This is a genomic window from Streptomyces triculaminicus (assembly GCF_017349075.1).
Classification (GTDB): Bacteria; Actinomycetota; Actinomycetes; order Streptomycetales; family Streptomycetaceae; genus Streptomyces; species Streptomyces triculaminicus.
The window spans coordinates 1,744,453-1,769,867 of the sequence record NZ_JAFMOF010000001.1 but is presented as its reverse complement, the minus strand read 5'-3'; the positions used below and the strand labels follow the sequence as shown (position 1 = coordinate 1,769,867).

Sequence of the window (25,415 nt, the reverse complement as noted above, 5' to 3'; positions counted from 1 at the left end):
CCCGGCAGCATGAGCGATCAGCACCACCACAATCCGTACGAGCCGTACGAGCGGCACGACCCGTACGCGCCGTACGAGCCCTACGCGCCCTACGACCCCCAGGCGGCCGACGGGCAGGCCCCGCCGGCGTACGACTACGGCTACGACCCCCAGGGCCAGGACCCGCACCACTCCCAGGGTCAGCACCAGGCACCGCACCAGCACCAGGCCCCCGCGCAGCCCGCCGCCCCCGCGTGGCCGCAGCCGCAGCACGGCTTCACGGCGCACGACGAGCCGGACACGCAGACCTGGCAGACCCAGAGCTGGGACGCCCGGGCCTGGCAGCAGGCGGAGCCGGCGCCGGTCGCCGAGCCGGCGCACGACGCGCCGTGGCCCGGCGGCGGCACGGGCGCCGCGGCCTGGGACCGGCCGCAGCCGCAGACACCGCGGTCGCAGACGCCGCAGCCGTACCACTCCACCGGCACCCCGGCGCCGGTGGCGGAGCCCATGCCCGTGGCGGGGATGCCCCCGTCCGCGGCCGCGCTGTCGTACCCCTCGCACCCCGAGCTGGACGCCGAGCCCGCGCCCGTCGCCGAGCGACCCCTGACGGCCGCCGAGAAGGCGAAGGCCGAGGGCCGGGCGCAGATCGTCTCCCCCGGCTTCCGGCCGGCGCTGATCACGGCCGTGCTGGCGGCGCTGCTGGCGGCCGCGGCTCCGCTGGCGGAGGCCGCGCTGGCCGTGCCGGTGGTGCTGCTGCAGGCGGTCACGGCGGCGGGCTGGTTCCGGCTGAACGGCATGTGGCCCGCCCGCCAGGGCATCGCGCTGGCGTTCCTGGGCGGCGTGGTCGCCGACGCGGCACTGCTGGCCACGGACGCGAGCAAGGCGCCGACCGTCCTGCTCGGCACGCTGGGCGTATGGATTCTGCTGGTCATCGTCCTTCAGCTGCGCAGCCACGCCTCGCCCGACGAGCGGCTGTACGGGCTGACGGCGGCCACCGCCTCGGCGGCCCTCGCGGTGGTGGCGGCCGGTCACCTCGCGGCGGACCCCGACGCCGTGGTCGTGGGCGCGGCCGGCGTGGCCGCGGCCGTGCTGGCGCGGGCCCTGCCGCTGCCGTCGCTCGCCGCTCCCGTCGTCGCCCTGGTGGCGGCCGCCGGCGCGGGGATCGCGGGCGGCCAGCTGACCGGCATGGGCGCCACGGGCGCGCTGCTGGGCCTGGCGGCCGGGGTGTGCGCCCTGGTGGGCCTGCGGGTGGCGAGCTACGACTACCCCTCGCGCTTCGTGCACATGACGGCGGGCGTCGCCCTGCCGCTGGCGCTGGCGGCACCCGCCGTCTATGTGCTGGGCAGGGCTCTGGGCTGACGGACCACTTCCCCTACTGATCAATAATGATCAACACGCGCCGGATCGGTTACAGAGGAGTTACGTAACCGGCCCGGCGTTTGTCCGATCGGCCCGGTTAGGCTCGCGGGGCAGGCCAGGGCGGCCTGACCCGAACCGGGCCGACCGGCCTGCCGATCTACTTGTGGGGGGACCGACAGCCGTGCGCGCTCTACGGATAACTCTGATCGTCGCCATAGTCCTCGGCGGCCTGTTCGTGGCCGCCGACCGGGCGGCCGTCTACATAGCCGAGAACCAGGCGGCCGAGAAGATCCGCAGCAGCCAGGGCCTCTCCGGCACCCCCAGCGTCTCGATCAAGGGCTTCCCCTTCCTGACCCAGGTCGCCGGCTCCGAGCTCGAAGAGGTCGACATCACGCTCGACGGCGGCATCACCGCCAACGCGGGCGACCGCTCGATCAAGGTCAGCGGCTTCGACGCCCAGCTGCACGACGTCCGCGTCGACAGCAGCTTCACCTCCGCGATCGCGGGCCGCGCGACGGGCACCGCGCACATCTCCTACGAGGACCTGACCAAGGCCACGGCCGACCCCGGCGTCAGCGTCGCCTACGGCGGCAAGGACGGCTCCGGCCGCAGCCAGGTGAAGGTGACGGGCACGGTCCCGGTGATGGGCCAGCCGGTCACGCGCAGCGTGGTCTCCACGGTGACCGTGGTGAACGGCACCACGATCCGGGTGCGGGCCGACGAGGTCCCGGCGCAGGGCATTCCGGGGGTGGAGCAGGCGGTCCGCGCGAAGACCGACTTCGACCGGCAGCTCACGGGCCTGCCCAAGGGCCTCAAGCTCGACAAGGTGGTCACCACGCCGACCGGCGTGGACGTCACGCTGACCGGGACGGACGTCAACCTGGCCGGCTGAGCCGGACGGCCCCTGGTCCCACGTTCCGAGACGCTCGCGTCCGTACATCAGTCCATGGGGCCGGATTCCGGGCCTCGCGGGCCCCGGAGGGGTCCGCGGGGCCATTCGGGCGTTCGACCGGTCCCAAAATGCGGAATTAAACGTCTCACTATCTGGCGCCCTCGTGACAGGGCCCGCCGCCCTCCCTACGATCGCCCCTATGAAGCGACAGGCGGATCTGACGAAGCGGCGGGCAGTCGACCTGTGCCGCGTTGCCGCCATGCTGTGTCGCCGTGTCTGACAGGAAGCCGTTCTTCCGGTTTCCTTCCGGCCTCTCCGGCCGCCTCCCCGCACCACCCGCATCACCCGTTGCGCGGCGCCGCGCTCGATCGACCGCCGCGCACCCCGCACACGCTGGCGCGCATCCTCCCCCATGGCCCTGACCGGGCGTGGGGGCGCCCCCATCTGCCCCGGAGGAGAACAGCATGAGCCGCAGTGACGTCCTGGTGGACGCCGACTGGGTCCAGGCCCGCATCGACGCCGAAGACCCCAAGACCGTCATCGTCGAGGTCGACGAGGACACCTCCGCGTACGACAAGAACCACATCAAGAACGCCATCCGCATCGACTGGAAGTCCGACCTCCAGGACCCGGTCCGCCGCGACTTCGTCGACCAGGCCGGCTTCGAGAAGCTGCTGTCCGACAAGGGCATCGCCAACGACGACACCGTCGTCCTCTACGGCGGCAACAACAACTGGTTCGCGTCCTACGCCTACTGGTACTTCAAGCTCTACGGCCACCAGGACGTCAGGCTCCTCGACGGCGGCCGCAAGAAGTGGGAGCTCGACTCCCGCGACCTCGTCGCCGAGGTGCCCAAGCGCCCCCGCACGGAGTACCGGGCCCAGCCCCAGGACACCTCGATCCGCGCCTTCCGCGACGACGTCCTGGCCGCCATCGGCAGCCTCAACCTCGTCGACGTCCGCTCCCCCGACGAGTTCAGCGGCAAGCTGCTCGCCCCGGCGCACCTCCCGCAGGAGCAGTCGCAGCGCCCCGGCCACGTGCCGAGCGCCCGCAACATCCCGTGGTCGAAGTCGGCCAACGACGACGGCACGTTCAAGTCCGACGACGAGCTCAAGGAGCTCTACGAGGGCGCGGGCGTGGACCTCGCCAAGGACACCATCGCCTACTGCCGCATCGGCGAGCGCTCCGCGCACACCTGGTTCGTGCTGCACGAGCTGCTCGGCCGGCCGAACGTCCGCAACTACGACGGCTCCTGGACCGAGTACGGCTCGCTCGTCGGCGTGCCGATCGAGCTCGGCGCCAACTGACCCCTCGCCCGCGACAGTTAAGGATCACGCACATGTGTGGAGCAAAGGCCGGCGGCCCGGACGCCTCGAACGCCAAGCCCGGTGAGACCACCATCCAGGGGTCGGTGACCCGCGACGGCGAGCCCGTCACCGGTTACGTGCGGCTGCTGGACTCGACCGGCGAGTTCACCGCCGAGGTGCCCACCTCTGCCACCGGACAGTTCCGGTTCTACGCCGCCGAGGGCACGTGGACGGTCCGGGCGCTGGTGCCGGGCGCCACGGCCGACCGCAAGGTCGTCCTCACCGAGAAGGGCGCGCTGGCGAACGTCGCCATCGCCGTCTGAGCCGCGCCGCCGCGCGCGCCTGAGGTCCGCGAAGGGCCGCACCCCGGGTTGGACGCCTGAGGGGGGTGCGGCCCTTCGCTTCGCACCGGCCGGCGTCGTACGGTGAAGATGTGTACGCGCGGCGCAGGCACCTCTACTTCGCCATGATGGGCACCTGCATCGGCATGTTCGTCCTGGCCTGGGCCGTGGTGCGCCTGTGGTCGGTGCCGGCGGCCGTCGGCATGTGCCTCTTCGCCATGGTCATCCCACCCGTCGCCGCCATCGTCGCCAACCGCCGGGGCCCGGACGACCGCTGGTGGGACGATCCCTCCGGCGACCCCAAGTCGGACGAGTGGTGGGACGAGCTCGACGGCAAGCGCCGCCCGCGCTCGCACGACCAGTAGCCGCCCGGCCGTGTGCGATCAGCGCTTTCCTGGGGCGAGCCCCGTCAGTAGACGAGCGCCTGCACGCCGTCGGCCATGGCCTCGCTGACGAAGACCTGCGCACCGGCGATCCGCGCGCCCTCGATCAGGTCCTTCTCCTCGATGTCACGACGCGCCGCGCACTGCGTGCACACCGTGATCATCCCGCCTCCGGCGCGGATGCCGTCGATCAGGTCCGGCAGCGGCGCGGCGTGCGGCAGCTCGAACTCCGCCGCCCTCCCCGGCAGCGCGAACCACGACGACTCGCCGGTCAGCCACAGCGACACCTCCACCCCGCTGGCCACCGCCACGGCCGCCACCGTGAACGCCTGCGAGCACCGCTCGGGAGCGTCGGCCCCCGCCGTCACCTTGATTACGAGCTTCTTGGCCATGCGCGCCACTCTAGGTGCCCCGGCCACGGTCAACCTCACAGCGCCTCCCGTGACCCGGCCGACTAGACTCGACCCGGTCCGTAAACACATCACCTCACTCCGACCGAGGAGCGCGCTCGTGCTTGAGGCAGTCTTCACCACCCTGCTGGTCCTGGTCGCCGTCGGCGTCGTCGCCTTCGCGGGTCTGACCTGGAAGAAGCTGTACCAGGGCCAGCGCTGACCCGTTTCGTTCCGCACCCTCTACAGATCGCCTGAGCTCATGATTGAGATTCCGTCCGACCTCCATCCCGACCTCGTGCCCCTGGTCTTCCTCCTCGGCAAGTGGGAGGGCGCCGGCGTCGCGGACTTCCCCGGCGAGGAGAAGTGCAACTTCGGTCAGGAAGTCACCTTCTCCCACGACGGCCGTGACTTCATCGAGTACACCTCCCACACGTGGGTGCTCGACGGCGAGGGCAAGATGGTCCGCCCACTGGAGACCGAGGCCGGCTTCTGGCGCATCGACAAGGACCGCAAGGTCGAGGTCGTCATGACCCGTCACTCCGGTGTCGCCGAGGTCTGGTACGGCGAGCTGGCCGACCAGAAGCCGCAGATCGACCTCGCCACGGACGCCGTCGCCCGCACCGAGGCCTCCGGCCCGTACTCCGGCGGCAAGCGCCTGTACGGCTACGTCAAGGGCGACCTGATGTGGGTCGGCGAGAAGGCCACCCCCGAGGTGCCGCTGCGCCCCTACATGTCGGCCCACCTGAAGAAGGTCGGCACGCAGCAGAGCCTGCAGGAGTGGGCCGAGAGCCTGCCCGAGGACCTGCCGGACGGCGTGTCCTTCTTCCGTCAGGACGGCACGCCCTACAACCCGTAGGCACCGCCCCATCTCGCCCCGCGGGGGAAGCCGGTCGAATTCCGGCGCTGACCCGCAACGGTAGGCGGAGGGCCCTTCCGGGCCCTCCGCGAGCCCGATCGCCCGCGGCGGTGAGCGTCCCTGCCCGCACTCGCCGTGGACTGCGAGAGGACTCTCCCCGTGTCGACCGACACCCCGGCCGTCCCCAGGACGCCGGGACCGGCGCCCGGCGCCGCCGCGACGCCCCGGCGGTTACCCCTGCCGCCGCTCATCGCCGGGCTCACCGCCGCCCTGCTCCTGTCCCTGCTGTGCTGCGTCGCGCTCGGATCCTCCGGCATCGGCTGGGCTGAGACGCTGCACCATCTGCGGGCGGGGCTGACCGGCGGGACCATCGCGCCGGACGAGGTCTCCGCGTACACGATCGTCTGGGAGCTGCGCTTCCCGCGCGCCCTGCTGGCCGCCGTCGTCGGCGCGGGGCTGTCCGCGATCGGGGTGGGCGTGCAGGCGATGGTCCGCAACGCCCTCGCCGACCCCTTCACCCTCGGCATCTCCTCCGGCGCCGCCGTCGGCGCCAACGCCGTGCTGCTCTTCGGGGCCTTCGCCTCGCTCGGCGTCTGGGCCCTGTCGGGCGCCGCCTTCGTCTCCGCGCTCGCCGCCATGGCCCTCGTCTACGCGGCGGCCCGCACCGCCCAGGGACTGACCCCGCTGCGGCTGGTGCTGACCGGCAGCGCCCTCTACTACGGCTTCTCCGCCGTCACCACGCTCATGGTCTTCAGCGCCTCCCGGGGCGAGGCGGCGCGCTCGGCGATGATGTGGCTGCTCGGCAGCCTGGGCGGCGCCACCTGGTCGTCCGTGCCCATCGCCGCCGCCGTCGTGCTGGCCGGGCTGGGCTACCTGCTGTGGTCGGCGCGCGGCCTGAACGCGCTGGCCATGGGCGACGAGACGGCGGCCGCGCTGGGCGTGGACGCCGAGCGGCTGCGCCGGGTGCTGTTCGTCGTGACGGCGGCCGTCACCGGGGCCGTGGTGGCCGTCAGCGGCGCCATCGGCTTCGTGGGGCTGATGGTCCCGCACGTCACCCGCATGCTCGTCGGCGCCGACCACCGCCGGGTGCTGGCCGTGGCGCCCCTGCTGGGCGCCGTGCTGCTGCTGTGGGTGGACGTCGTCTCCCGGCTGCTGCTGGCGCCCGTGGAGCTGCCCGTGGGGGTCATCACCGCGCTCATCGGCGTGCCCTGCTTCGTGGTGCTGATGCGGCGGCGCGGCTACAGCTTCGGAGGTACGTGATGCGGGTCGACGTCGAGGACCTGTCGGTGGAGATCGCCGGTGCCCGGCTCGTCCACGACATCACCCTCCGGGCCGGCGCCGGGCAGGTCGTGGGCCTGGTCGGGCCCAACGGCAGCGGCAAGTCGACGCTGCTGCGCTGCGTCTACCGCGCGCTGCGGCCCGCCGCCGGGCGGGTGCTGCTGGACGGCGACGACCTGCACGCCCTGACCGCCCGGGAGGGGGCGCGCAGGCTGGCGGCGCTGCCGCAAGAGACGGCGGGCGAGTTCGGCTTCACCGTCGACGAGGTGGTGGCCATGGGGCGGCTGCCGCACCAGAGCGCGGCCGGGCGGGTCACGGCGACGGACCGCGAGCGGTGCGCGGCGGCGCTGCGGCGGGTGGACGCGGACCACCTCGCCGGCCGGGTCTTCCTCACGCTCTCGGGCGGCGAGAAGCAGCGCGTGCTGATCGCCCGCGCCCTGGCCCAGGAGCCGAAGGTGCTGGTGCTGGACGAGCCGACGAACCACCTGGACATCGCCCAGCAGCTGGAGGTCCTGTCGCTGGTGCGCGCATCGGGCCTGACGGTGCTGGCCGCGCTGCACGACCTCAACCTCGCCGCCACCCACTGCGACGCCCTGTACGTGATCGCGGGCGGCCGCATCGTCGCCTCCGGGCCGCCGCACGACGTGCTGACGCCTGGGCTGCTCGCCGAGGTCTTCTCCGTACGGGCGCACCGCGTGCCGCACCCGGCCTCCGGCGCGCCGCAGCTGCTCTTCGACCGCCTGCCATAAGGACACCATGCGTACCGCCGCCCGTACCCCCCGTCTCGCGCTCGCCCTGCTCGCCGCCGTCACCCTCACGAGCTGCGGCGCGAAGGTTTCGGACGCTCCCGACGACAAACAGGGCGAGGCTTCGGGCTCCCCGGGCCACTACCCGGTGACGATCTCCAACTGCGGGGTGAAGACGACGTACGACAGGACACCGCGGCGCGTGGTGACCAATGACGTCGGCATCGCCGAGATCATGTTCGCGCTCGGCCTCGAGGACCACATGGCCGGCTATGTGGCGCCGGACTACCGCGGCAGCCGCGACGACCGGGGCGCCGCGCCCTGGAAGAGCGGCTACGACAAGGTGAAGCGGCTGTCCACCAAGGAGATCAACAAGGAGCTGGTCCTGGACGCGAGGGCGGACCTCGTCTTCGCGGGCTGGAACTACGGATTCGGCGAGGGCACCGGCTTCACGCCCGAGGCCCTCAAGAAGCTCGGCGTCGGCTCGTACGTCCTCACCGAGTCCTGCCACAACGGCGGCAGCGGCACGTCGCGCGGCGTGATGCCGCCGCTGGAGGCGCTGTACACGGACCTCAGGACGCTGGGGAAGATCTTCGACGTCGAGGACCGGGCGGAGGAGCTCGTCTCCCGCTTCCAGCGGCGCGTCGCCGAGGTGCGGGCGACGGTGCCGGAGGACGGCCCGCGGCCGCGGGTGTTCCTGTACGACGACGGCCGGGACAAGCCCTTCACCTCGGGCGCGTACGCCGGGCCGCAGGACATCATCACCCGGGCCGGCGGCGACCACGTGATGAAGGACCTCAAGGACTCGTGGGTCCAGGTCGGCTGGGAGACCGTCGTGGACCGCGATCCCGAGGTCATCGTGATCAACAACTACGGGGACGTCACGGCCGAGGAGAAGAAGAAATTCCTGCTCTCCTACCCTCCTCTGGCGAACGTCTCGGCCATCAAGAACAAGCGCGTCTTCGTCCTCGACTACGTCGACCTCGTCGAGAGCCCGCGCAACCCCGAGGCCGTCGCCGCGCTCGCCGGGTACCTGAACGGGGTACGGAAGGGCTGACGCTGCCTAGACTGGGAGCGTGGTGGACACCGACTGGCAGAGCGATCTCCGTAAACGCGGCTACCGGCTGACCCCGCAGCGCCAGCTCGTTCTCGAGGCCGTCGACCGGCTCGAGCACGCGACGCCGGACGACATCCTCACCGAGGTCCGCAAAACCGCGGGCGGGGTGAACATCTCGACGGTCTACCGGACGCTGGAGCTGCTGGAGGAGCTGGGCCTGGTCAGCCATGCCCATCTCGGGCACGGCGCGCCCACGTACCACCTCGCCGACCGCCACCACCACATACATCTGGTCTGCCGGGACTGCACGAACGTCATCGAGGCCGACCTGGCGGTGGCCGAGGCCTTCACCGCGAAGCTGCGCGAGGACTTCGGCTTCGACACGGACATGAAGCACTTCGCGATCTTCGGCCGGTGTTCCGGCTGCCGTTCGAAGGCCTCGCCCGGCGCGCCGTAGGCTGGTCGGCATGCTGCGTCATACGAAGAGCCCTCTGCTGTCGCTGCCCGGCGCCGTCCCCGCCGAGGGCCCGGACGAAGGCGTCGCCGCGCACTACGGCGACCTGTTCCGCGAGCAGCGCACGCTCGCGGACGGCTCCGGGTTCGTCGACCTCTCCCACCGCGGTGTCATCACCGTCACCGGCCCCGGCCGGCTGGCCTGGCTGCACCTGCTGCTCACCCAGCATGTGAGCGAGCTTCCGCCCCACCAGGCCACGCAGGCGCTGATCCTCTCCCCGCACGGCCACATCGAGCACGCGCTGTATCTGGTGGACGACGGGGAGACGACCTGGGCGCACGTGGAGCCCGGCACCCAGGACGACCTGGTCGCGTACCTGGAGAGCATGAAGTTCTTCTACGAGGTCGAGGTCGCCGACCGCACGGACGACATCGCGGTGGCCTACCTGCCCGCCGGCTCCATCGCCGCGACGCCGGAGGGCGTCGTCGCGCGCGAGACGGCGTACGGCCGGGACCTGTTCCTGCCCCGTGAGCGGCTGGCGGAGTTCGCGGCGGAGCACGGCCCGGCAGTGGGTGTCCTGGCGTACGAGGCCCTGCGCGTCGAGGGCCACCGGCCCCGGCTGGGCCTGGAGACCGACCACCGCACGATCCCCCACGAGCTGGGCCTGATCGGCGAGGCCGTCCACCTCCAGAAGGGCTGCTACCGCGGCCAGGAGACGGTCGCCCGCGTCCACAACCTGGGGAAGCCGCCGCGCCGCCTGGTCTTCCTGCACCTCGACGGCAGCGTGGTGACCATTCCGGGCCACGGCGCCCCCGTCCGCCTGGCCTCGGACGGCCCGGAGGGCCGTCAGCTGGGCTTCGTGACGACGGCCGTCCGCCACCACGAGCTGGGGCCGATCGCCCTGGCGCTGGTCAAGCGGAACGTCCCGGTGGACGCGACGCTGCTGGTGGGCGAGGGAACCGCCGCCTCGCAGGAGACGGTGGTCGAGCCGTAGGCGGCCGGGCGGGAGCGGCGCTCCGCTCCCGCCTCTTCAGACCTCGATGAGCACGGTGAAGGGGCCGTCGTTGGTCAGGGACACCTTCATGTCCGCCCCGAACCGGCCCGTCTCGACGTGCGCGCCCAGCTTCCGCAGCTGTGCCACGACCTCGTCGACGAGCGGCTCGGCCACCGGGCCGGGGGCCGCAGCGTTCCAGGTGGGCCGCCGACCCTTGCGGGCGTCACCGTAGAGGGTGAACTGCGAGATCACCAGCAGCGGCGCCCCGATGTCCGAGCAGGACTTCTCGTCCTTGAGCACCCGCAGCGACCACAGCTTGCGGGCCAGCTGGGCGCACCGCTCGGGGGTGTCCTCGTGCGTCACACCGACCAGCACGCACAGGCCCTCGCCGATGATCTCGCCGACCACCTGGCCGTCCACGGCGACGCTCGCCCCGTCCACCCTCTGCACCACAGCACGCATACGGACCATGATGCCCTGCGCCCGTACGGGTTCGTTGCGGTGGAGAGACCCTGCGGCCGGGGCATGCCCAATGGCACGATGCGTGCAGGCGGTGCCTTTTGCGGGCAACGGCGGGACGCTCCGGCCGCACACCGCCCGAGGGGACGGAACCGCATGACCACACCGACCGAGGATGGCCGAACGCTCACGGCCGCGGACCGAACGGCCATGGAGCTCCGCGCAGGCGGAGGTGAATCGTTGCACGCCAGACCACCGACCCAGCGTTCCGGACGGCTGGCGGACGTCCCCGGTCGCCGGATGAACGAGCTGAGCCTCGCGGAGCTGCGCACGACGCGCCGGGAGGCCCAGCAGGAGGAGGCCGGCCTCAGCTACGTCCGCCGGCTCCTGCAGGGCCGTATCGACATCCTGCGGGCCGAGCTGGCCCGCCGGGCGGCGCCGGAGTCCCCGGCGGTGGAACGGCTGCTGGTCGACCGGCTGACGGAGATCCTCTCCGACGGGCCCTCCGCGCAGCGCTCCTCGGCCCGTCACGTGACGCTGCGCACCCCGCACAGCGAGGAGCACCGGCGGGTGGTGGAGGACATGCTGGCGGAGGTCGGGCTGTCGGACCTGGCGGCCCGTACGGACGGCGAGCTGCGGGACGGCATGGCCCGCCTGGCGGGGTACGAGCGTCAGGTGTCCCTGCGCCGGCAGGGGGTGCAGCGCACGGCCGACGATTGCAGTGCCGAGATCGCACGCAGGTACCGTGAAGGAGAAGCACAAGTAGACGACCTGCTCTCGTGATCTCCTGACAGAACCACCGGGGCGGTCGCGCACCACCCCGGAAGGCCGACGATGACCTCCTCGACCCCTGTGTCGCCCGCGTACGCCGCCGTCCCGGCCGAAGGCGCCCGTATACCCGGCCCGTCCCCGGTCCTCGCCGAGGTGGTCCGCTCGGGCTTCGTCGAGGGCGTGCACCGCGGCTCGCTGGTCGTGCTGGCGGCCGACGGCAGCGTCGAGTTCGCGCTGGGCGACCCCGCGGCCCCGGTCTACCCGCGCTCGGCCAACAAGCCGATGCAGGCGGCGGCCGTGCTGCGCGCCGGGCTGGAGCTGTCCGGGGAGCGGCTGGCGCTGGCGGCGGCGAGCCACTCCGGCGAAACGTTCCACCTCGATCTGGTGCGCACGATGCTCACCGAGTTCGGCCTCCCCGAGGACGGCCTGCAGACCCCGCCGGACCTCCCGCTCGACCCCGTCGAGGCGGAGGCCTACCTGGCCTCCGGCCAGGTGCGCGACCGGATCACCATGAACTGCTCCGGCAAGCACGCGGCCATGATCGCCGCCTGTGCGGCCAACGGCTGGCCCACCGACTCCTACCTCGCCCCCGAGCACCCCCTGCAGCTCCTGGTGCTGGACGTCGTGCAGCGGGCGAGCGGCGAGGACGTCGCCCACGTGGGCACCGACGGCTGCGGCGCGCCCCTGATGGCGCTCTCCCTGACCGGCCTGGCCCGCGCCTTCCGCAGCTTCGTGACGGCCGTCCCGGGCACCCCCGAGCGCGCGGTCGCCGACGCCATGCGCGCCCACCCCGAGTACGTCGCCGGCACCCGCCGCCCCGACACCTGGCTGATGCGCGAGGTGCCCGGCGTGCTGTCGAAGATGGGCGCCGAGGCCGTCCAGGCCGTGGCCCTGCCCGACGGCCGTGCCCTGGCCTTCAAGATCGACGACGGTGCCCTGCGGGCGCTGGGCCCGGTGCTGGCCCGTGTGCTGCGGATGATGGGCGTCGAGGCCCCCGTCCTCGACCGCATCGCCGCACAGCCGCTGCTGGGCGGTGCGCGGCAGGTCGGCGAGATACGCGCCGCGTTCTGACGCCGGCGCGCCGGTCGGACCGTGCGCGCCGTGCGGACGGGCGCGCACGGCGCGGACGCCGCCATGCGCCGCGTGCCGCCCTCCTGACGACCGTAAGAAATCGCGTGCGTCCTGCTTTGGGCGGCACCTAACGTGCTGTCATGAGCCTCGACGTGCGGACGATCGACGACACCGACCTGCCCGGCTGGCTGCGCGCCATGCGCATCGGCTTCCTCCAGACCCCCGCGGTGTCCAAGGAGGAGATCGAGATACGCCGGGCGGGCATGGACTTCGCCCGCACGCAGGGCGCGTTCGACACCGCCACCGGGGCGTGTGTCGGCACGTTCCGCAGCTTCACCCAGCACATGTCCGTGCCCGGCGGCGCGTCCGTGCGGACGAACGCCGTCAGCAACGTCACCGTCGTCCCCACCCACCGCCGGCGCGGGCTGCTCAGCCGCATGGTGGAGCGCGACCTGCGAGCCGCCAAGGAGCGCGGCGACGCCGCCGCGACGCTCCTCTCCGCCGAGTACCCGATCTACGGACGGTACGGCTACGGCCCGGCCACCTGGGTCACCGAGTGGGAGGTGGACGTCGCCGCCGCCGGCCTCGACGCGCGCTACGCGGGCCCCGGGAGCGGCGGCCGCGTCGACCTCGTGGACGGCGCGACCGTCCGGGAGCTGGGCCCCGGCCTGCACGAACGGATGCGCGCCGGCCGGCACGGAGTCGTCGACCGCACCGACCGCTGGTGGCGGTTCGCCACCGGCGATCTCTTCATCAACTCCGGGCCCGCCTGGACCGAGCCGTACTACGCCCTGTACCGGTCCGCCGACGGCACCGTGGACGGCCTGCTCACCTACACCGCCGATGGCGTGTGGGAAGCCAAGCGGTCACGGACCACCGCCACCGTGCGCAGCCTGATCGCCGTCTCGGCCGAGGCCGAACGCGCCCTGTGGCACTACCTGTTGTCGGTCGACTGGGTCACCCGCGTCCTGTCCGGACTGCGCGCCCCCGACGACCTCCTGCCGCTGCTGCTGCCCGACCCGCGCGCCGCGAGGATCACCACCCACGCCGACCACCTGTGGCTGCGCCCCCTCGACACCCCCGCCCTGCTCGAGACCCGCACGTACTCCGGCGCCGGCTCGCTCGTCCTTCAGGTCGTCGACCCCGCCGGTCTGGCCGGCGGCCGCTTCCTGCTGGAGGCGGGCCCCGACGGCGCGAGCTGCGTGCCCACCTCCCGGCCGGCCGAACTCACCCTGGACGTCGGCGAGCTGGGCGCCCTGTGTCTCGGCGACGAGTCGGCGGTGCGTCTCGCGACGCTGGGACGCGTCGCCGAGGAGCGGCCCGGGGCGGTGGAGCGGGCGGAGCTGATGCTGCGCACGGCGCGTCGGCCGTGGTGCCCTGATCAATTCTGATCATGCGTCACGGAAAAACTTGACCTCAACCAAGCTTGAGGTAGGAGAGTGTTCCCCATGCAGACCTCTTACCGCCTCGCTGTCATCGTCTCTTCCACCCGTGAGGGCCGCTTCGCCCCCACCGTCGCCAACTGGCTTGCCGAGCAGACCGCCCAGCACCCCGAGATAGAGGTCGACGTCATCGACCTCGCCGAGAGCCCGCTGCCGGTGAACCTCTCGGGCAAGCCCGGCCCGGAGGACGCCGCCGTCCTCGCCGCCGTGTCCCCGCGGCTGGAGGAGGCCGACGCCTTCATCGTCATCACCCCCGAGTACAACCACAGTTACCCGGCGAGCCTGAAGCACCTCATCGACTGGCACTACACCCAGTGGCGGGCCAAGCCGGTCGCCTTCGTCTCCTACGGCGGACTCTCCGGCGGCCTGCGCGCCGTCGAGCACCTGCGCCCGGTCTTCGCCGAGCTGCACGCCGTCACCATCCGCGAGACGGTCAGCTTCCACAGCCCGTGGGGCAAGCTGGACGACTCCGGCCGCCACCTGGACGAGGAGGCCGGCACCTCGGCCGCCGGCGCCGCGAAGGCGATGCTCGACCAGCTCACGTGGTGGGCCCTGTCCCTGCGCGAGGCCCGCGAGAAGCGCCCGTACGGCGCGTGAGCGGCCGATGCGGCGGCAGGGGCGCTCAAGGCGGCGGGGGCTCGAGTGCGCCGGGCCGGTCCCCCGCACCGGCCCCGGCCCCCTCGCCGCTACACCGCCGGCGTGAGGCGCTGCCCGAGCCCGCCGTCGACCGGCAGTTTCAGGCCGGTGGTGAACGTCGCCTCCGCGGCCAGGTACAGCGCCGCACGGGCCACCTCGTCCGGCGAGCCGTGCCGCCGCATCGGGGTGACCGTGTCGCCCACCCCCCTGAAGTACGCCTGCTCCTCGGCTGACATCCCGGCCACGCCCATGGTCGGGGTGTCGATGAAGCCGGGGCTCACCGCGTTCACCCGGATCCCCGCCCCCACCAGCTCGGCCGCGAGCACCTGGGCGAACGACCACAGGGCGGACTTCGTACCGGAGTAGACCGACATCCCCGCGAAGCCCCCGGAGTCCGCGACGGACGTCGTGAAGGTGATCGCACCGCCCTCGCGCAGCAGCGGCAGCATCCGCTGCACGGTGAAGAACGCCCCCTTGGTGTTCACCGCGAACATCCGGTCGTAGGACTCCTCGGTGACCTCCGCCACCGGGGCCAGCTCCGCGATGCCGGCGTTCACGAAGAGGTAGTCGACGTGCCCGAGGGTCTCCTCGACCGTCGTGCCGAGCGCCGCGATGTCCTCGAGGCTGGCGGTGTCGGAGCGGACGATGCGGGCGCCCGGTCCGAGCTCGTCGCGCGCGTCCCGCAGGTTCTTCTCGTTGCGGCCCGTCAGCAGCACCTCCGCGCCGCCCTCGACCAGGCGCTTGGCGATGGCCAGGCCCATACCCATGGTGCCGCCGGTGATCACGGCCTTCTTGTTCGCGTAAGTCGTCATGCCCCGCACTCTGCCGAGACGCTCTGACGATCCACTGTGGACCGGCTGATGATCCACTGTCAGACCCCTGGGATACGGTCTGGGCATGCGGTTCGGGGTGCTCGGTCCACTGACGGTGTGGGACGAGGCGGGGGATCCGGTCACGGTGCGCGAGGCGAAGGTCCGCGCGCTGCTGGCCCTCCTTCTCGCGCACGAAGGCCGGCCGGTCTCCGCCGACCGGCTCCTCGACCACCTGTGGGGCGAGACGCTGCCCGCCGACCCCGCCAACGCCCTCCAGGTCAAGGTCTCCCAGCTGCGCCGGACCGTGGGCCGCGACCGCGTCCCGCGCCAGCCCCCGGGCTACCGCCTGCCGGTCGCCGCCGAGGACACCGACGCCGGCCTCTTCCGGGCCCTCGCCTCCCGGGCCGGGGCGGCCGCCGGCCCGCGCGAGCGGGCCCGGCTGCTCACCGAGGCGCTCGGGCTGTGGCGGGGTCCGGCGTTCGCCGGCTTCGCCGACGAGGAGTACGTACGCCCCGCCGCGCTCCGGCTGGAGGAACTGCGGCTGGCCGCCCTCGAGGACCAGGCACAGGCCCGCCTGGAGCTCGGCGAGCACGACGCCCTCGCCGGGGAGCTGACGGCCCTCGTGGCGCGGCACCCGCTGCGGGAGCGGCTGCGCGCCCTCCAGCTCCGGGCGCTGTACGCCGCGGGCCGCCAGAGCGAGGCGCTGGCCTCCTACGACGCGCTGCGCACGCTCCTGGCGGAGGAGCTGGGCCTGGACCCGGGCCCGGAGCTCGCGGCGCTCCACCGGGCGATCCTCACCCAGGCCCCCGAGCTGTCCCCCGCCCCACAGGCCCCGCCGCGCACGAACCTGCCCGCTCCCCTCGGCGAACTCGTCGGCAGACAGCGGGCGGTGGCCGACACGGTCGAGCTGCTGGCGTCGGGCAGCCGCCTGGTGACGCTGACCGGGCCCGGCGGGGTGGGCAAGACCGTCCTCGCGACCGAGGTCGCCGCACGGCTGCGGGACGGAGCGGGCGAGGGCGGCGCGGACGGCGTGTGGCTGGTGGAGCTGGCGGGCCGGCACGGCGACAGCGACAGCCTCGCGGAGGTCGTCGCCGGCACGCTGGGCCTCCGGGACGACGGGGCCCCGCCCGGCCGGCCCGCCCCCCTGGCCACGGACCGGCTGGCGGCGGCGCTGCGCGACCGTGGCGCCCTGCTGATCCTGGACAACTGCGAGCAGGCCGTCGACGCCGTCGCCGACCTCGCGGACCGGCTGCTGCGGGCCGCCCCCGGCCTGCGGCTGCTGGCCACGAGCCAGGAGCCGCTGGGCCTCGCGGCCGAGGTCGTACGGCCGGTCGAGCCGCTGAGCGGCGACGACGCGGTGCGGCTGTTCGCGGCCCGCGCCGCGGCCGCCGCCCCGGGCTTCGCCCTGGACGCGTCCACCCGGGACGCCGTCGAGGTGATCTGCCGCCGGCTCGACGGACTCCCGCTCGCCCTGGAACTGGCCGCCACGCGCGTACGGGCCCTGGGCGTACGGCAGCTGGCGGACCGCCTCGACGACCGCTTCCGGGTCCTCACGGGCCGCCGCCGGGGCGCTCCCGCCCGCCAGCGGACCCTGCGGGCGGTCATCGACTGGAGCTGGGAGCTGCTGACCGCCCCGGAACGCATCGTGCTGCGGCGCCTCGCCGTGCACACCGACGGCTGCACGCTGCGGGCCGCCGAGGCCGTCTGCGCGGGCCCCGGGGTGCCGCCGGAGGACGTGCTCGGCCTGCTCGCCCGCCTCGTCGACCGGTCCCTCGTCGTCATGACCGACGGCCCGCTCGGCCCCCGCTACCGCCTGCTGGAATCGGTCGCCGCCTACGCCACCGAGCGGCTGCGCGAGATGGCGGACGAGACCGCCGCGCGCGAGCGCCACGTGCGCTGCTACACCGCCCTCGCCGAGTGCGCCCGCCCCGGCCTCCAGGGCCCCGGCCAGCACGACTGGCTGCGGCGCCTCGACGCGGACGGCGGCAATCTCCGTACCGCCCTCGAGACGGCGGTGCGCGGCGGCATGCGGGAGGAGGCGCTGCGGCTGGTGGCGGCCCTGTCCTGGTACTGGCTGCTGCGCGGCCGCCTGGGCGAGGCACGGCGATGGGCCCGGGCCGCGCTGTCGGCGGGGGACACGGACCCGGCGGACGGCGAGCCCGGCCTGGAGGACGTACGGGCCGAAGTGCGCGCCCTGCACCACGCATTCGCGTTGCTGACCGGCCGTCCCGCGCCCCTCGCGGCGCCCGCCGGCCCGGAGCCGGCGGACCCCGGCGTCCGGGCCAGGACGTGGTGGTTCCAGGCCTACGCCCTCTTCAACACCGGCAACACGAGGGCCGGCGAGGAACTCACCGGCCGCGCCCTGGCCGGGTTCCGGGAGATCGGCGACCGCTGGGGCGTCGCGGCGGCCCTGGGCCTGCGGGCCACGCACGCGCTGATCCGCGGCGAGCTGTCCGCGGTGCGGTCCGACGGCGAACGCAGCGCCGCCCTCTTCCGCGAACTGGGCGACAGCTGGGGCGCGTTGCAGAGCGTCGGCCCGCTGGCCACCCTCGCCGAGATCAGCGGCGACTACGCGCGCGCCGAACGGCTCCTCCACGACGCGCTGGAGCTGGCCGAGGGCCTCCATCTGGCCACGGAGACCAGCCGGTTGCTCTCCCGTCTGGGACGGATCGCGCTGCTCACCGGCGACCACGAGCGGTCGCGGGAGCTGCACGAACGGGCCCGGAGCGGCGCCGTGGAGCAGGGCTTCGGCTTCGGGGAGATCCACGCCGAGCTGGGCCTGGCCCTGACGGCCCGCCGCTCCGGGGACCTCGCCACCGCCGAGGCGCTGCTGCTGCGCATCCGGGACTGGTACACCGAGGTCTCCTCCGAGCCGGGCAACTCCCTGGTCCTGGCGGAGCTGGGGTTCGTCGCGGAGCTGCGCGGCGACGCGGAGGCCGCGCGCGCCCGCCACCGGGAGGCGCTGGCCATAGCCGTCCTCGGGGGCGACCCCCGGGAGATGGCCCTGCCACTCGAGGGCCTGGCGGGCGCCGAGTCCCTCGCCGGCCGTCCGGAGCGGGCCGCGCTCCTGCTGGGCGCGGCCGCCGCCGCCCGCGCCGGGGCGGGCGCCCCGCTGCCCGCGGGCGAGCGCGGCGACGTCGACCGCGTGACGGAGTCGGCGCGCGCGGCCCTGGGCGGGCGCGCGTTCGACACGGCCTTCGGCCGGGGCGCCGGGCTCAGTCCACGGGATGCGGCGGAGGCGGTGGGGGCGGACCCGTCCGGCGCGCCGGACGACGGCAGGGGGCTGAACGACGTCACCCACCCGCCGCATACGATTACGGCACATTCTTACGAATAGAGGTCGCCCTCCATGAAGTTGTCCCGGATCACGGCGGTGGCCGCCACTGCCGTCATAGCCCCGGCCGCTTTCCTGGCCGCCCCCGCCACCGCCGCCACGGGCACCACCACCGACGTCCAGAAGCCCGCCGTGACGGCGCCGGACGCCACGACCCCCGACCACGCCACCGGCCCGGCCCCCGCCGACGGCACGAAGAAGACCGACCAGGCCCCGGTCAAGGCCACCGTCAAACTGCTCGAGTACCCCCGGTCGTTCACCGCGGGCGGCGACTGGACCGAGTTCGGCTTCATCGTCGACAACACCGCCGGCAGCCAGACGATCGAGCCCCTCCGCCTGACGTTCATGCTCAGCGGCAACGGCGAGAAGAAGATCAAGAGCGCCCAGCGGATCGAGTACCGCGCCAAGGACGGCTCCTGGATCCGGATCGACGACAAGACCCCCGGCTCGACGTTCGTCGGCAGCGTCACCAGCGGCAAGGTCGAGAAGGGCGGGTCGGCCACCGTCGAGCTGCGCGTCAAGCTCTCCGCCGACTACCCCACGGGCCCCGCCCACGCCCTGGTCGACATCTCGGGCACGTCGGTGCGCACGCTCTCCCCGATCGACGTCGTGGCCAAGGACGGCACGGCCAAGCCCTCGCCGTCCACCGGCGGGGAGACGAAGTCCCCGACCCCGAGCGGCAGCGCCAAGCCGTCCCCCTCCGGGACGCCGAGCGCGAGCGCCTCGGCCAAGCCCTCCGCGTCGGCCTCGGCGCGGGCGTCGGCCGCTCCCTCCGCCTCGGCCTCGTCCCCGGCGGCGGCCGCCGTCGCCGACACCTCCGCCCCGGGCGGCGGCGACTCGCTCGCCACCACCGGCGCCGGGAACTCCACCCCCTGGGTCGTGGGCGCAGCCGCCCTCGCCGTCGCGGCGGGCGCGGGCCTGGTCGTCATGACCCGCCGCCGCCTGTCCGGCCGCTGAGCGACCATCGGACCGAGAAGAGGGGGCCGGGCGGCGACGAGCCGCCCGGCCCCTCTTCCGCCGGAGTGAAGCGGCGTCAGGTCGGGTACAGTGACCGCCGTCAGCAGTACCCGACCGAGGAGGTGAGACCCATTACCGCTGCAGCAGGCTGGGTGCTCTCACCACACGGTCGTACGGTCCCTCAGGCGTAGGCGGCCGCGAGAGCACCCTTCGGTAACCCCGGAAGGCTCTCTCCATGTCGGCATCACCCTCCCTCGCCTCCTCCCTCTCCACCCTCGTCGCCAGGCTTCGCGCCGCCGGCTGCGTCTTCGCCGAGGACGAGGCGGAGCTGCTCCTCACCACGGCCCGCACCCCGGACGAACTCGACGCCATGGTCGGCCGGCGCGTCGCGGGACTCCCGCTCGAACACGTCGTGGGCTGGGCCGCGTTCTGCGGCCTGCGAATAGCCGTGGACCCGGGGGTCTTCGTCCCCCGCCCCCGCACCGAGTTCCTGGTCCGCCAGGCCACGGCCCTGGCCGGCCCGCGCACGGTCGTCCTCGACCTGTGCTGCGGCTCGGGCGCGGTGGGCGCCGCGCTGGCCGCCTCCCTGGACCGGCCGGAGCTGTACGCCGCCGACATCGACCCGGCCGCCGTCCGCTGCGCGCGCCGCAACCTGGCCGGCACCGGCGGCCTGGTCTTCGAGGGCGACCTCTACGATCCGCTGCCCGCGGCCCTGCGGGGCCGCGTCGGCGTACTCGTCGCCAACGCCCCGTACGTTCCCACCGAGGCCATCGGCCTGCTGCCCCCCGAGGCGCGCGTCCACGAGGCGCGGGTCGCGCTCGACGGCGGCGCGGACGGCCTCGACGTACAGCGCCGGGTCACCGCCGAGGCCCCCCGGTGGCTGGCCCCGGGCGGGCACCTCCTGGTCGAGACCAGCGAACGTCAGGCCCCGCTGACGGCCGCCGCGTTCGCCCGCGGCGGCCTGGTACCGCGGGTGATCGCCTGCGAGGACCTGGACGCCACGGTCGTCGTCGGCACCCTGCCCGCCCACGCCTGACGGGTTCGGGGCGACCGGGGCGTCCGGCGTACGGACTCCCCGGCCGCCCGTCGGCTCACTGGGCGGCTTCGAGGGCGGCGCGCCACACCGGGCTGTCCACGTAGTGGTTGTCGAAGCGCTCGGACGACTCCTTGATCTCCTGCGGGCTCGCCTCGCCCCGCATCACGCGGTTGAGCAGCCGGAGGTAGTCGAAGCGCGGCATGCCGGGCGTGAAGACGAACAGCACGTCGGCCTCGGCGCCGGGAGCCGCCGCGAAGGCGTGCGGCGTGTGCGGCGGCACGAGCAGGAAGTCGCCCTCGTTCAGGACCTTGACCTCGTCGTCGACGAGCACCTGCAGGGAGCCGCCGATGACGAAGAAGAGCTCGGAGGCCCGGGTGTGGAAGTGCGCCGGGGCACCCACCGCCCCCTTGGCGAAGGACGAGCGGTAGCTGGTGAGCGAGCTGCCGTCGGTGCCGCAGTCGGCGAGCAGGGTCATGACGCTGCTCGGGTCGCTGACGGTCTCGGCGTCGGCGGCGCGGGTCAGAACCGGCTTGAGTGCGCTGGCGTTCATGGGTGTGCTCCCCCTCGTGCGCGACCGCGGCGGGTTTCTGCCGCGTCCTTGTTGATCACCAATCTATGGCGCCGACAGACCTGTCGAGGGGTGCATTTCCCTGCGGAAATCAAAGGTCAATTGACGTGGCTACTTTTGCAAGCACCTGCTTGCAAAAGTTAGCAACCTGGGGCAGGATCGCCGCATGGCATCACTCAACGTCGGCAATCTCGGCGAGTACCTGCGGGAGCAGCGGCGCACCGCGCAGCTGACGCTGCGACAACTCGCCGATGCCGCCGGAGTGTCCAACCCGTACCTCAGTCAGATCGAGCGCGGCCTGCGCAAGCCGAGCGCCGAGATCCTGCAGCAGCTGGCCAAGGCCCTGCGGATCTCGGCCGAGACGCTCTACGTGCAGGCCGGGATCCTCGACGAACGGGACCGGGACGAGGCGGAGGTCCGCAGCGTGATCCTCGCCGACCCCTCGATCAACGAGCGGCAGAAACAGGTGCTGCTCCAGATCTACGAGTCCTTCCGCAAGGAGAACGGGCTCGCGACGGACGAGACGGACAAGACGAACGACCGCAGCACACCTTCGAGCTGATCCGGGAGACCCTCGCATGGCCATCACTCAGGACATCCGCAAGGCCGCCACCGACACCGCCTACGCCGCGGCCGGCGCCGCCGACCTCACCGCGGAGAAGATCGGGCAGCTCGTCGTCGAGGCCCCCGAGCGCATCGAGAAGCTGCGCAACACCGACCCCAAGGCCCTCGGCGACCGCTTCACCCAGCGGGCCAAGCAGGTGCAGACGCAGGTGACCACCAAGGCCGGCGAGATCGCCGGCACCCTCGACGCCGACGCCAAGAAGCTCGGACAGGCCGCACAGGACCTGACGCTGCAGGCCGTCGGGCAGGCCGTCGCGCTCGCGGCGCAGGCGGGCGAGAAGTTCGAGGAGCTGGCCGAGCGCGGCCGCGAGGCCGTGAAGACGTGGCGCGGCGAGGCCGCCGAGGAGCTCTCCGAGATCGCCGTCGCCGTCGAGCCGGACAGCGACGAGCAGGCGGCGCGGGACAAGCAGGCCAAGGACGAGCAGGCCAAGGACGCGCCCGCCGCCAAGCAGGAGCCCGCCGCCGAGGGCGACGCCGACGCCAAGCCGGCCGGCCGCAAGACCCCGGCCCGCAAGCCGGCCGCCGCCGCCAAGAAGGCGGACGCGAAGACCGGCGAGTGACGACCGGCCATTAGCGAGAGCCCGTTCCGGGCACGCCCGGCGTGCCCGGAACGTTCTCCCGGTACCGTGGGCGACAGGCGATCCGACAGAAGGTGAGCGGCATGCTGGTAGAAGGCTTCGGCGAGGTCCTTTCCTGGGTGTCGGTCGGCTTGCTGCTGTTCACCCTGTTCGCGCTGATCGACGCCGCCGTCCGCCGCGAGGACGCCTATCGGGCGGCCGACAAGCAGTCCAAGCCCTTCTGGCTGATCATCCTCGCCATCGCGGCCGCGGTGAACATCTTCTTCGGCATCCTGAGCTTCCTGCCCGTGCTGGGCCTGATCGCCACGATCGTCTACGTGGTCGACGTGCGCCCCGCCCTGCGCCAGGTCTCCGGCCGCGGCGGCCCCCGCCGGCGCGGCGGCTCCAGCTCGGACGGCCCCTACGGCCCGTACAACGGCGGCCGCTGAAGACCCCCGGAGATCTCCGGAGTCAGCCGCGCTCGAGGAGCAGCACGGCGAGGTCGTCGGTCAGCTCCTCGCCGTTGAGCGCCCGCACCTCCGCCACGGCCGCCTCGAGCAGACCCTCTCCCCGCAGCCCTTCCTTCACCTGGCGCGTGACCATTTCGATCATGCCCTCCTGACCCAGCCGCCGGGTGCCCGCGCCGATCCGGCCCTCGATGAGGCCGTCGGTGTACATCAGCAGGCTCCAGGCGTCGCCGAGCTCCACCTCCTGGCGCGGCCAGCGGGCCTGCGACAGCAGGCCGAGCGCCGGACCGCCGTCCTCCTGCGGCAGCAGGGCCGGGGCGTGTCCGGGGCGTACGAGCAGCGGGGCCGGGTGGCCGGCCAGGCACAGGGCGGCCGAGCGGCCGTCCGGCGCGATGTCGACCGTGCACAGCGTCGCGAAGATCTCCTCGTCCGCCCGCTCGTGCTCGAGCACCTGCTGCAGGGTGTCGAGCAGCTCGTCGCCGCACAGCCCGGACAGGGTCAGGGCGCGCCAGGCGATGCGCAGCGAGACGCCGAGGGCCGCCTCGTCGGGGCCGTGCCCGCACACGTCGCCGATCATGGCGTGAACCGTGCCGTCGGGGGTGCGGACGGTGTCGTAGAAGTCCCCGCCGAGCAGGGCGCGGCTGCGGCCGGGGCGGTAGCGGGTGGCGAAGCGCAGCTCCGAACCGGCCAGCAGCGGGTGGGGCAACAGGCCGCGCTCGAGGCGGGCGTTCTCCTGGGCCCGCAGCCGGGTCTCGGTGAGCTGGCGCTGGGCGAAGTCGGCGCGCTTGCGCTCGACCGCGTAGCGGATGGCCCGGCTGAGGACCCGCCCGTCGAGCTCGTCGCGGAAGAGGTAGTCCTGCGCCCCGACCCGTACCGCCTCCGCGGCCCGCTCGGCGTCCGCCTCGGCGGTCAGGGCGAGCACGGCCTGGTGCGGTGCGAGCCGCAGCACGCGCCGCAGCGTCTCCAGCTCGTCCGACGGGCCCGCCTCGTCGGACGGGTCGGCGCACCGCGCGCCGGGGGCCTGCTCGAGGGGCGGAAGCGCCAGGTCCAGGAGGATGCACTGGACGTCGTCGGTGAGCAGCCGGGCGGCCTCGGTGAGGTTGCGGGCGGTGCGGATGCGTACGGGCTTGCCCGACGCTCCCGTCATCGCCGCCATGTCGGGGCCCGACAGGGCGCCGCCGGGGTCGTCCTCGATCACCAGCAGGGTCAGCCCGCCGTCGGGCAGGGCGGCGGGCGGTTCCGCCGGCCTGGGCGCGGGTACGGGCATCGCTTCGGTTCCTTCCTCCCCCAGCGACCGCTGGGCGGGACCCCACCCCCCAAGGGCACGGCGTCTCACCGGGAGGCGAGTACCGAGGGTGACCCTAGCGCCAGAGCCCGACGAAACGGAATGGTACGGAGCCACCCGCCTCTGTCATATGCCCCGGCCACAAAGGGAATTGACGCGAAAAGCGCCCCGAAGAGATGAACGCGCGATGACGAACATCACGCCTTGTCGTCCTACGTTCCTATGATCACGCGAGCCCCGTCCGGCGACGGCCGCGCGGCGGCTACCCGGGCCGTACGACCCCCAGGATCGGCATCGAACCGGCCCCTGCGAGGGTCACCTGCCGCCCCGGCCGGGGCGCGTGGACGATCATGCCGTCGCCCGCGTACACCCCGACATGGCTGGCGTCGCCGAAGTAGATCACCAGGTCGCCCGGGCGCATGTCCTTGACGTCGACCTTCGGCAGCTGCCGCCACTGCTCCTGCGAGGTGCGCGGGATCGCGCGCCCGGCCGCGGCCCACGCCTTGAGCGTGAGCCCCGAGCAGTCGTAGGTGTCCGGGCCCTCGGCGCCCCAGACGTAGTTCTTGCCGATCTGGGCGGACGCGAAGTCGACCACGCGCCTGCCGTCGCCGGTGGCGGCCGAGCCCTTGAGGTTCATGACGCCCTTGCCGGCGGCGCTGGAGAGCCAGGTCTGCTGCGCCTGGCGGGCCCGGTCCTCCTCCATCTGCCGCAGCCGTTCGCGCTCCTTCTCCGCCAGCTTCGACTCCAGCTTCTTCGCGGCCTCCAGCCGGCTCTCGATCTCCTTCTTCGCCGCTTCCTTCTTCTTGCGGTCGCCCTCGAGCGTCTTGCGGCGGTCCTCGGCGGCCTTGGCGTAGCGCCCGAGGTCGGCGCGCGTGCTCGCCAGCTGCGTCAGCAGGTCCCGGGTGGCCTGCTCGCCCTTGCGGGCGAGGCTGACGCCGTTGAGGAAGGTCTCGGGCGAGTCGCTGAAGAACAGCTGGGTCGGCGGGGTCAGCGCGCCGCTGCGGTACTGGGCGCGGGCGAGGGCCCCGGTCCGGCCGCGGAGCAGGTCCAGCCGCTGCTGGGTGGCGTTCACCCGGCGGGTGAGGTCCGCGACCGCCTTCTCCTGCAGGCGCTGCTGCTCGTTCGCCGCGTTGTAGTCGTCGGTGGCGGACTCGGCCTTGCGGTAGAGGTCCTCCACCTGCTTGTGGACCGCCTCGAGGGAGCCGGCGGCCGGCGCCTGGGGCGACGCCGCCGGTGACGGGGGACCGGGGTCCGCGTGGGCGACGGCCGGGACGGCGAGCGCGCCCGCGCCCAGGGCGCAGACGAGCGCGACCGCGAGGGCGAGACGCCGCCCCGCAGTACCGGCCATATCGGCCCCT

27 protein-coding genes are annotated in these 25,415 nt (G+C 73.4%); 21 read left to right on the top strand and 6 right to left on the bottom strand.

Annotated features, from left to right (window positions below):
- Nucleotides 1-9 precede the first annotated feature (9 nt).
- The 5 genes from J1792_RS08240 (at nucleotide 10) to J1792_RS08220 (ending at nucleotide 4,243) form a co-directional block, all read left to right on the top strand.
- Entirely contained in the window at nucleotides 10-1,338 is a 1,329-nt protein-coding gene (locus J1792_RS08240; protein ID WP_086569307.1) for a hypothetical protein, read from the top strand.
- A gap of 181 nt (nucleotides 1,339-1,519) precedes the next feature.
- Nucleotides 1,520-2,230: an LmeA family phospholipid-binding protein gene (locus J1792_RS08235; protein WP_086569305.1), complete on the top strand. Its 711-nt coding sequence runs from the start codon at nucleotides 1,520-1,522 to the stop codon at nucleotides 2,228-2,230.
- Nucleotides 2,231-2,694: 464 nt separating this feature from the next.
- Entirely contained in the window at nucleotides 2,695-3,537 is an 843-nt protein-coding gene (locus J1792_RS08230; RefSeq protein ID WP_086569303.1) for a sulfurtransferase, read from the top strand.
- 32 nt (nucleotides 3,538-3,569) lie between these two features.
- Nucleotides 3,570-3,860, top strand: a complete 291-nt coding sequence (locus tag J1792_RS08225) for a DUF1416 domain-containing protein (RefSeq protein ID WP_086569301.1) — start codon at nucleotides 3,570-3,572, stop codon at nucleotides 3,858-3,860.
- Nucleotides 3,861-3,925: 65 nt separating this feature from the next.
- Nucleotides 3,926-4,243, top strand: coding sequence for a DUF3099 domain-containing protein (locus J1792_RS08220; RefSeq protein ID WP_086569299.1), 318 nt, complete (start codon nucleotides 3,926-3,928; stop codon nucleotides 4,241-4,243).
- Nucleotides 4,244-4,287: 44 nt separating this feature from the next.
- Here J1792_RS08220 and J1792_RS08215 read toward each other — a convergent pair whose 3' ends face one another.
- Nucleotides 4,288-4,653 (bottom strand): DsrE family protein, encoded by a 366-nt coding sequence (locus J1792_RS08215; RefSeq protein WP_086569297.1) that lies wholly within the window; start codon nucleotides 4,651-4,653, stop codon nucleotides 4,288-4,290.
- A gap of 259 nt (nucleotides 4,654-4,912) precedes the next feature.
- On the opposite strand from J1792_RS08215, the gene J1792_RS08210 reads away from it, so the two are divergent.
- From J1792_RS08210 to ygfZ, 6 genes are all read left to right on the top strand, one after another.
- The gene (locus J1792_RS08210) at nucleotides 4,913-5,509 is read left to right on the top strand and encodes a heme-binding beta-barrel domain-containing protein (protein WP_086569295.1); all 597 of its coding nucleotides are present in this window, start codon (nucleotides 4,913-4,915) and stop codon (nucleotides 5,507-5,509) included.
- A gap of 159 nt (nucleotides 5,510-5,668) precedes the next feature.
- Nucleotides 5,669-6,769, top strand: a complete 1,101-nt coding sequence (locus tag J1792_RS08205; RefSeq protein WP_086569293.1) for a FecCD family ABC transporter permease — start codon at nucleotides 5,669-5,671, stop codon at nucleotides 6,767-6,769.
- Nucleotides 6,769-7,536, top strand: a complete 768-nt coding sequence (locus tag J1792_RS08200) for an ABC transporter ATP-binding protein (RefSeq protein WP_179198867.1) — start codon at nucleotides 6,769-6,771, stop codon at nucleotides 7,534-7,536. The genes J1792_RS08205 and J1792_RS08200 overlap by 1 nt, the downstream gene beginning before the upstream one ends.
- 7 nt (nucleotides 7,537-7,543) lie before the next feature.
- Complete coding sequence (locus tag J1792_RS08195; RefSeq protein WP_207246905.1) at nucleotides 7,544-8,590, top strand: ABC transporter substrate-binding protein; 1,047 nt, start codon at nucleotides 7,544-7,546, stop codon at nucleotides 8,588-8,590.
- A 19-nt stretch (nucleotides 8,591-8,609) separates the two neighbouring features.
- A complete protein-coding gene (locus J1792_RS08190) occupies nucleotides 8,610-9,047 on the top strand; it encodes a Fur family transcriptional regulator (RefSeq protein WP_086569287.1) in 438 nt (145 codons plus the stop codon).
- Nucleotides 9,048-9,057: 10 nt separating this feature from the next.
- The gene (gene ygfZ / locus J1792_RS08185; RefSeq protein ID WP_086569285.1) at nucleotides 9,058-10,038 is read left to right on the top strand and encodes a CAF17-like 4Fe-4S cluster assembly/insertion protein YgfZ; all 981 of its coding nucleotides are present in this window, start codon (nucleotides 9,058-9,060) and stop codon (nucleotides 10,036-10,038) included.
- A 36-nt stretch (nucleotides 10,039-10,074) separates the two neighbouring features.
- On the opposite strand, the gene dtd is transcribed toward ygfZ, so the two are convergent.
- Entirely contained in the window at nucleotides 10,075-10,500 is a 426-nt protein-coding gene (gene dtd / locus J1792_RS08180; RefSeq protein ID WP_086569283.1) for a D-aminoacyl-tRNA deacylase, read from the bottom strand.
- Between the two features lie 153 nt (nucleotides 10,501-10,653).
- Here dtd and J1792_RS08175 point away from each other — a divergent pair, with 153 nt between their 5' ends.
- The 4 genes from J1792_RS08175 (at nucleotide 10,654) to J1792_RS08160 (ending at nucleotide 14,378) form a co-directional block, all read left to right on the top strand.
- Nucleotides 10,654-11,280: an RsiG family protein gene (locus J1792_RS08175; RefSeq protein WP_372446078.1), complete on the top strand. Its 627-nt coding sequence runs from the start codon at nucleotides 10,654-10,656 to the stop codon at nucleotides 11,278-11,280.
- A 51-nt stretch (nucleotides 11,281-11,331) separates the two neighbouring features.
- Nucleotides 11,332-12,339, top strand: coding sequence for an asparaginase (locus J1792_RS08170; protein ID WP_086569282.1), 1,008 nt, complete (start codon nucleotides 11,332-11,334; stop codon nucleotides 12,337-12,339).
- Nucleotides 12,340-12,479: 140 nt separating this feature from the next.
- Entirely contained in the window at nucleotides 12,480-13,730 is a 1,251-nt protein-coding gene (locus tag J1792_RS08165; RefSeq protein ID WP_207246903.1) for a GNAT family N-acetyltransferase, read from the top strand.
- 57 nt (nucleotides 13,731-13,787) lie between these two features.
- Nucleotides 13,788-14,378 (top strand): NADPH-dependent FMN reductase, encoded by a 591-nt coding sequence (locus J1792_RS08160; RefSeq protein WP_086569319.1) that lies wholly within the window; start codon nucleotides 13,788-13,790, stop codon nucleotides 14,376-14,378.
- An 89-nt stretch (nucleotides 14,379-14,467) separates the two neighbouring features.
- Here the strand turns inward: J1792_RS08160 and J1792_RS08155 are convergent, their stop codons facing one another.
- Complete coding sequence (locus tag J1792_RS08155) at nucleotides 14,468-15,229, bottom strand: SDR family oxidoreductase (RefSeq protein WP_086569278.1); 762 nt, start codon at nucleotides 15,227-15,229, stop codon at nucleotides 14,468-14,470.
- A gap of 85 nt (nucleotides 15,230-15,314) precedes the next feature.
- On the opposite strand from J1792_RS08155, the gene J1792_RS08150 reads away from it, so the two are divergent.
- From J1792_RS08150 to J1792_RS08140, 3 genes are all read left to right on the top strand, one after another.
- Nucleotides 15,315-18,566: an AfsR/SARP family transcriptional regulator gene (locus J1792_RS08150; RefSeq protein WP_207246902.1), complete on the top strand. Its 3,252-nt coding sequence runs from the start codon at nucleotides 15,315-15,317 to the stop codon at nucleotides 18,564-18,566.
- A 12-nt stretch (nucleotides 18,567-18,578) separates the two neighbouring features.
- Entirely contained in the window at nucleotides 18,579-19,520 is a 942-nt protein-coding gene (locus J1792_RS08145; RefSeq protein WP_207246901.1) for an LAETG motif-containing sortase-dependent surface protein, read from the top strand.
- A gap of 235 nt (nucleotides 19,521-19,755) precedes the next feature.
- Nucleotides 19,756-20,556: a putative protein N(5)-glutamine methyltransferase gene (locus J1792_RS08140; RefSeq protein ID WP_086568558.1), complete on the top strand. Its 801-nt coding sequence runs from the start codon at nucleotides 19,756-19,758 to the stop codon at nucleotides 20,554-20,556.
- 55 nt (nucleotides 20,557-20,611) lie between these two features.
- Here the strand turns inward: J1792_RS08140 and J1792_RS08135 are convergent, their stop codons facing one another.
- Nucleotides 20,612-21,106, bottom strand: a complete 495-nt coding sequence (locus J1792_RS08135; RefSeq protein ID WP_207246900.1) for a cupin domain-containing protein — start codon at nucleotides 21,104-21,106, stop codon at nucleotides 20,612-20,614.
- Between the two features lie 184 nt (nucleotides 21,107-21,290).
- Here J1792_RS08135 and J1792_RS08130 point away from each other — a divergent pair, with 184 nt between their 5' ends.
- The 3 genes from J1792_RS08130 (at nucleotide 21,291) to J1792_RS08120 (ending at nucleotide 22,754) form a co-directional block, all read left to right on the top strand.
- Nucleotides 21,291-21,686: a helix-turn-helix domain-containing protein gene (locus J1792_RS08130; protein WP_086568554.1), complete on the top strand. Its 396-nt coding sequence runs from the start codon at nucleotides 21,291-21,293 to the stop codon at nucleotides 21,684-21,686.
- A gap of 16 nt (nucleotides 21,687-21,702) precedes the next feature.
- Nucleotides 21,703-22,308, top strand: a complete 606-nt coding sequence (locus tag J1792_RS08125; RefSeq protein ID WP_086568552.1) for a prolipoprotein diacylglyceryl transferase — start codon at nucleotides 21,703-21,705, stop codon at nucleotides 22,306-22,308.
- Nucleotides 22,309-22,409: 101 nt separating this feature from the next.
- Complete coding sequence (locus J1792_RS08120) at nucleotides 22,410-22,754, top strand: DUF2516 family protein (protein WP_086568550.1); 345 nt, start codon at nucleotides 22,410-22,412, stop codon at nucleotides 22,752-22,754.
- A gap of 22 nt (nucleotides 22,755-22,776) precedes the next feature.
- Here J1792_RS08120 and J1792_RS08115 read toward each other — a convergent pair whose 3' ends face one another.
- The gene (locus tag J1792_RS08115; protein ID WP_086568548.1) at nucleotides 22,777-24,039 is read right to left on the bottom strand and encodes a PP2C family protein-serine/threonine phosphatase; all 1,263 of its coding nucleotides are present in this window, start codon (nucleotides 24,037-24,039) and stop codon (nucleotides 22,777-22,779) included.
- 280 nt (nucleotides 24,040-24,319) lie between these two features.
- Nucleotides 24,320-25,405 (bottom strand): C40 family peptidase, encoded by a 1,086-nt coding sequence (locus tag J1792_RS08110; protein ID WP_207246899.1) that lies wholly within the window; start codon nucleotides 25,403-25,405, stop codon nucleotides 24,320-24,322.
- Nucleotides 25,406-25,415 lie beyond the last annotated feature (10 nt).

Excerpts from the sequence above, each read along its gene's own strand:
- J1792_RS08135 (WP_207246900.1), bottom strand. The coding sequence starts at position 21,106 with ATGAACGCCAGCGCACTCAAGCCGGTTCTGACCCGCGCCGCCGACGCC.
- J1792_RS08145 (WP_207246901.1), top strand. The coding sequence starts at position 18,579 with ATGAAGTTGTCCCGGATCACGGCGGTGGCCGCCACTGCCGTCATAGCC.
- dtd (WP_086569283.1), bottom strand. The coding sequence starts at position 10,500 with ATGCGTGCTGTGGTGCAGAGGGTGGACGGGGCGAGCGTCGCCGTGGAC.
- J1792_RS08125 (WP_086568552.1), top strand. The coding sequence starts at position 21,703 with ATGGCCATCACTCAGGACATCCGCAAGGCCGCCACCGACACCGCCTAC.
- J1792_RS08120 (WP_086568550.1), top strand. The coding sequence starts at position 22,410 with ATGCTGGTAGAAGGCTTCGGCGAGGTCCTTTCCTGGGTGTCGGTCGGC.
- J1792_RS08115 (WP_086568548.1), bottom strand. The coding sequence starts at position 24,039 with ATGCCCGTACCCGCGCCCAGGCCGGCGGAACCGCCCGCCGCCCTGCCC.
- ygfZ (WP_086569285.1), top strand. The coding sequence starts at position 9,058 with ATGCTGCGTCATACGAAGAGCCCTCTGCTGTCGCTGCCCGGCGCCGTC.
- J1792_RS08110 (WP_207246899.1), bottom strand. The coding sequence starts at position 25,405 with ATGGCCGGTACTGCGGGGCGGCGTCTCGCCCTCGCGGTCGCGCTCGTC.
- J1792_RS08225 (WP_086569301.1), top strand. The coding sequence starts at position 3,570 with ATGTGTGGAGCAAAGGCCGGCGGCCCGGACGCCTCGAACGCCAAGCCC.
- J1792_RS08215 (WP_086569297.1), bottom strand. The coding sequence starts at position 4,653 with ATGGCCAAGAAGCTCGTAATCAAGGTGACGGCGGGGGCCGACGCTCCC.
- J1792_RS08160 (WP_086569319.1), top strand. The coding sequence starts at position 13,788 with ATGCAGACCTCTTACCGCCTCGCTGTCATCGTCTCTTCCACCCGTGAG.
- J1792_RS08165 (WP_207246903.1), top strand. The coding sequence starts at position 12,480 with ATGAGCCTCGACGTGCGGACGATCGACGACACCGACCTGCCCGGCTGG.
- J1792_RS08210 (WP_086569295.1), top strand. The coding sequence starts at position 4,913 with ATGATTGAGATTCCGTCCGACCTCCATCCCGACCTCGTGCCCCTGGTC.
- J1792_RS08175 (WP_372446078.1), top strand. The coding sequence starts at position 10,654 with ATGACCACACCGACCGAGGATGGCCGAACGCTCACGGCCGCGGACCGA.
- J1792_RS08195 (WP_207246905.1), top strand. The coding sequence starts at position 7,544 with ATGCGTACCGCCGCCCGTACCCCCCGTCTCGCGCTCGCCCTGCTCGCC.
- J1792_RS08140 (WP_086568558.1), top strand. The coding sequence starts at position 19,756 with ATGTCGGCATCACCCTCCCTCGCCTCCTCCCTCTCCACCCTCGTCGCC.
- J1792_RS08170 (WP_086569282.1), top strand. The coding sequence starts at position 11,332 with ATGACCTCCTCGACCCCTGTGTCGCCCGCGTACGCCGCCGTCCCGGCC.
- J1792_RS08200 (WP_179198867.1), top strand. The coding sequence starts at position 6,769 with ATGCGGGTCGACGTCGAGGACCTGTCGGTGGAGATCGCCGGTGCCCGG.
- J1792_RS08155 (WP_086569278.1), bottom strand. The coding sequence starts at position 15,229 with ATGACGACTTACGCGAACAAGAAGGCCGTGATCACCGGCGGCACCATG.
- J1792_RS08150 (WP_207246902.1), top strand. The coding sequence starts at position 15,315 with ATGCGGTTCGGGGTGCTCGGTCCACTGACGGTGTGGGACGAGGCGGGG.
- J1792_RS08240 (WP_086569307.1), top strand. The coding sequence starts at position 10 with ATGAGCGATCAGCACCACCACAATCCGTACGAGCCGTACGAGCGGCAC.
- J1792_RS08130 (WP_086568554.1), top strand. The coding sequence starts at position 21,291 with ATGGCATCACTCAACGTCGGCAATCTCGGCGAGTACCTGCGGGAGCAG.
- J1792_RS08230 (WP_086569303.1), top strand. The coding sequence starts at position 2,695 with ATGAGCCGCAGTGACGTCCTGGTGGACGCCGACTGGGTCCAGGCCCGC.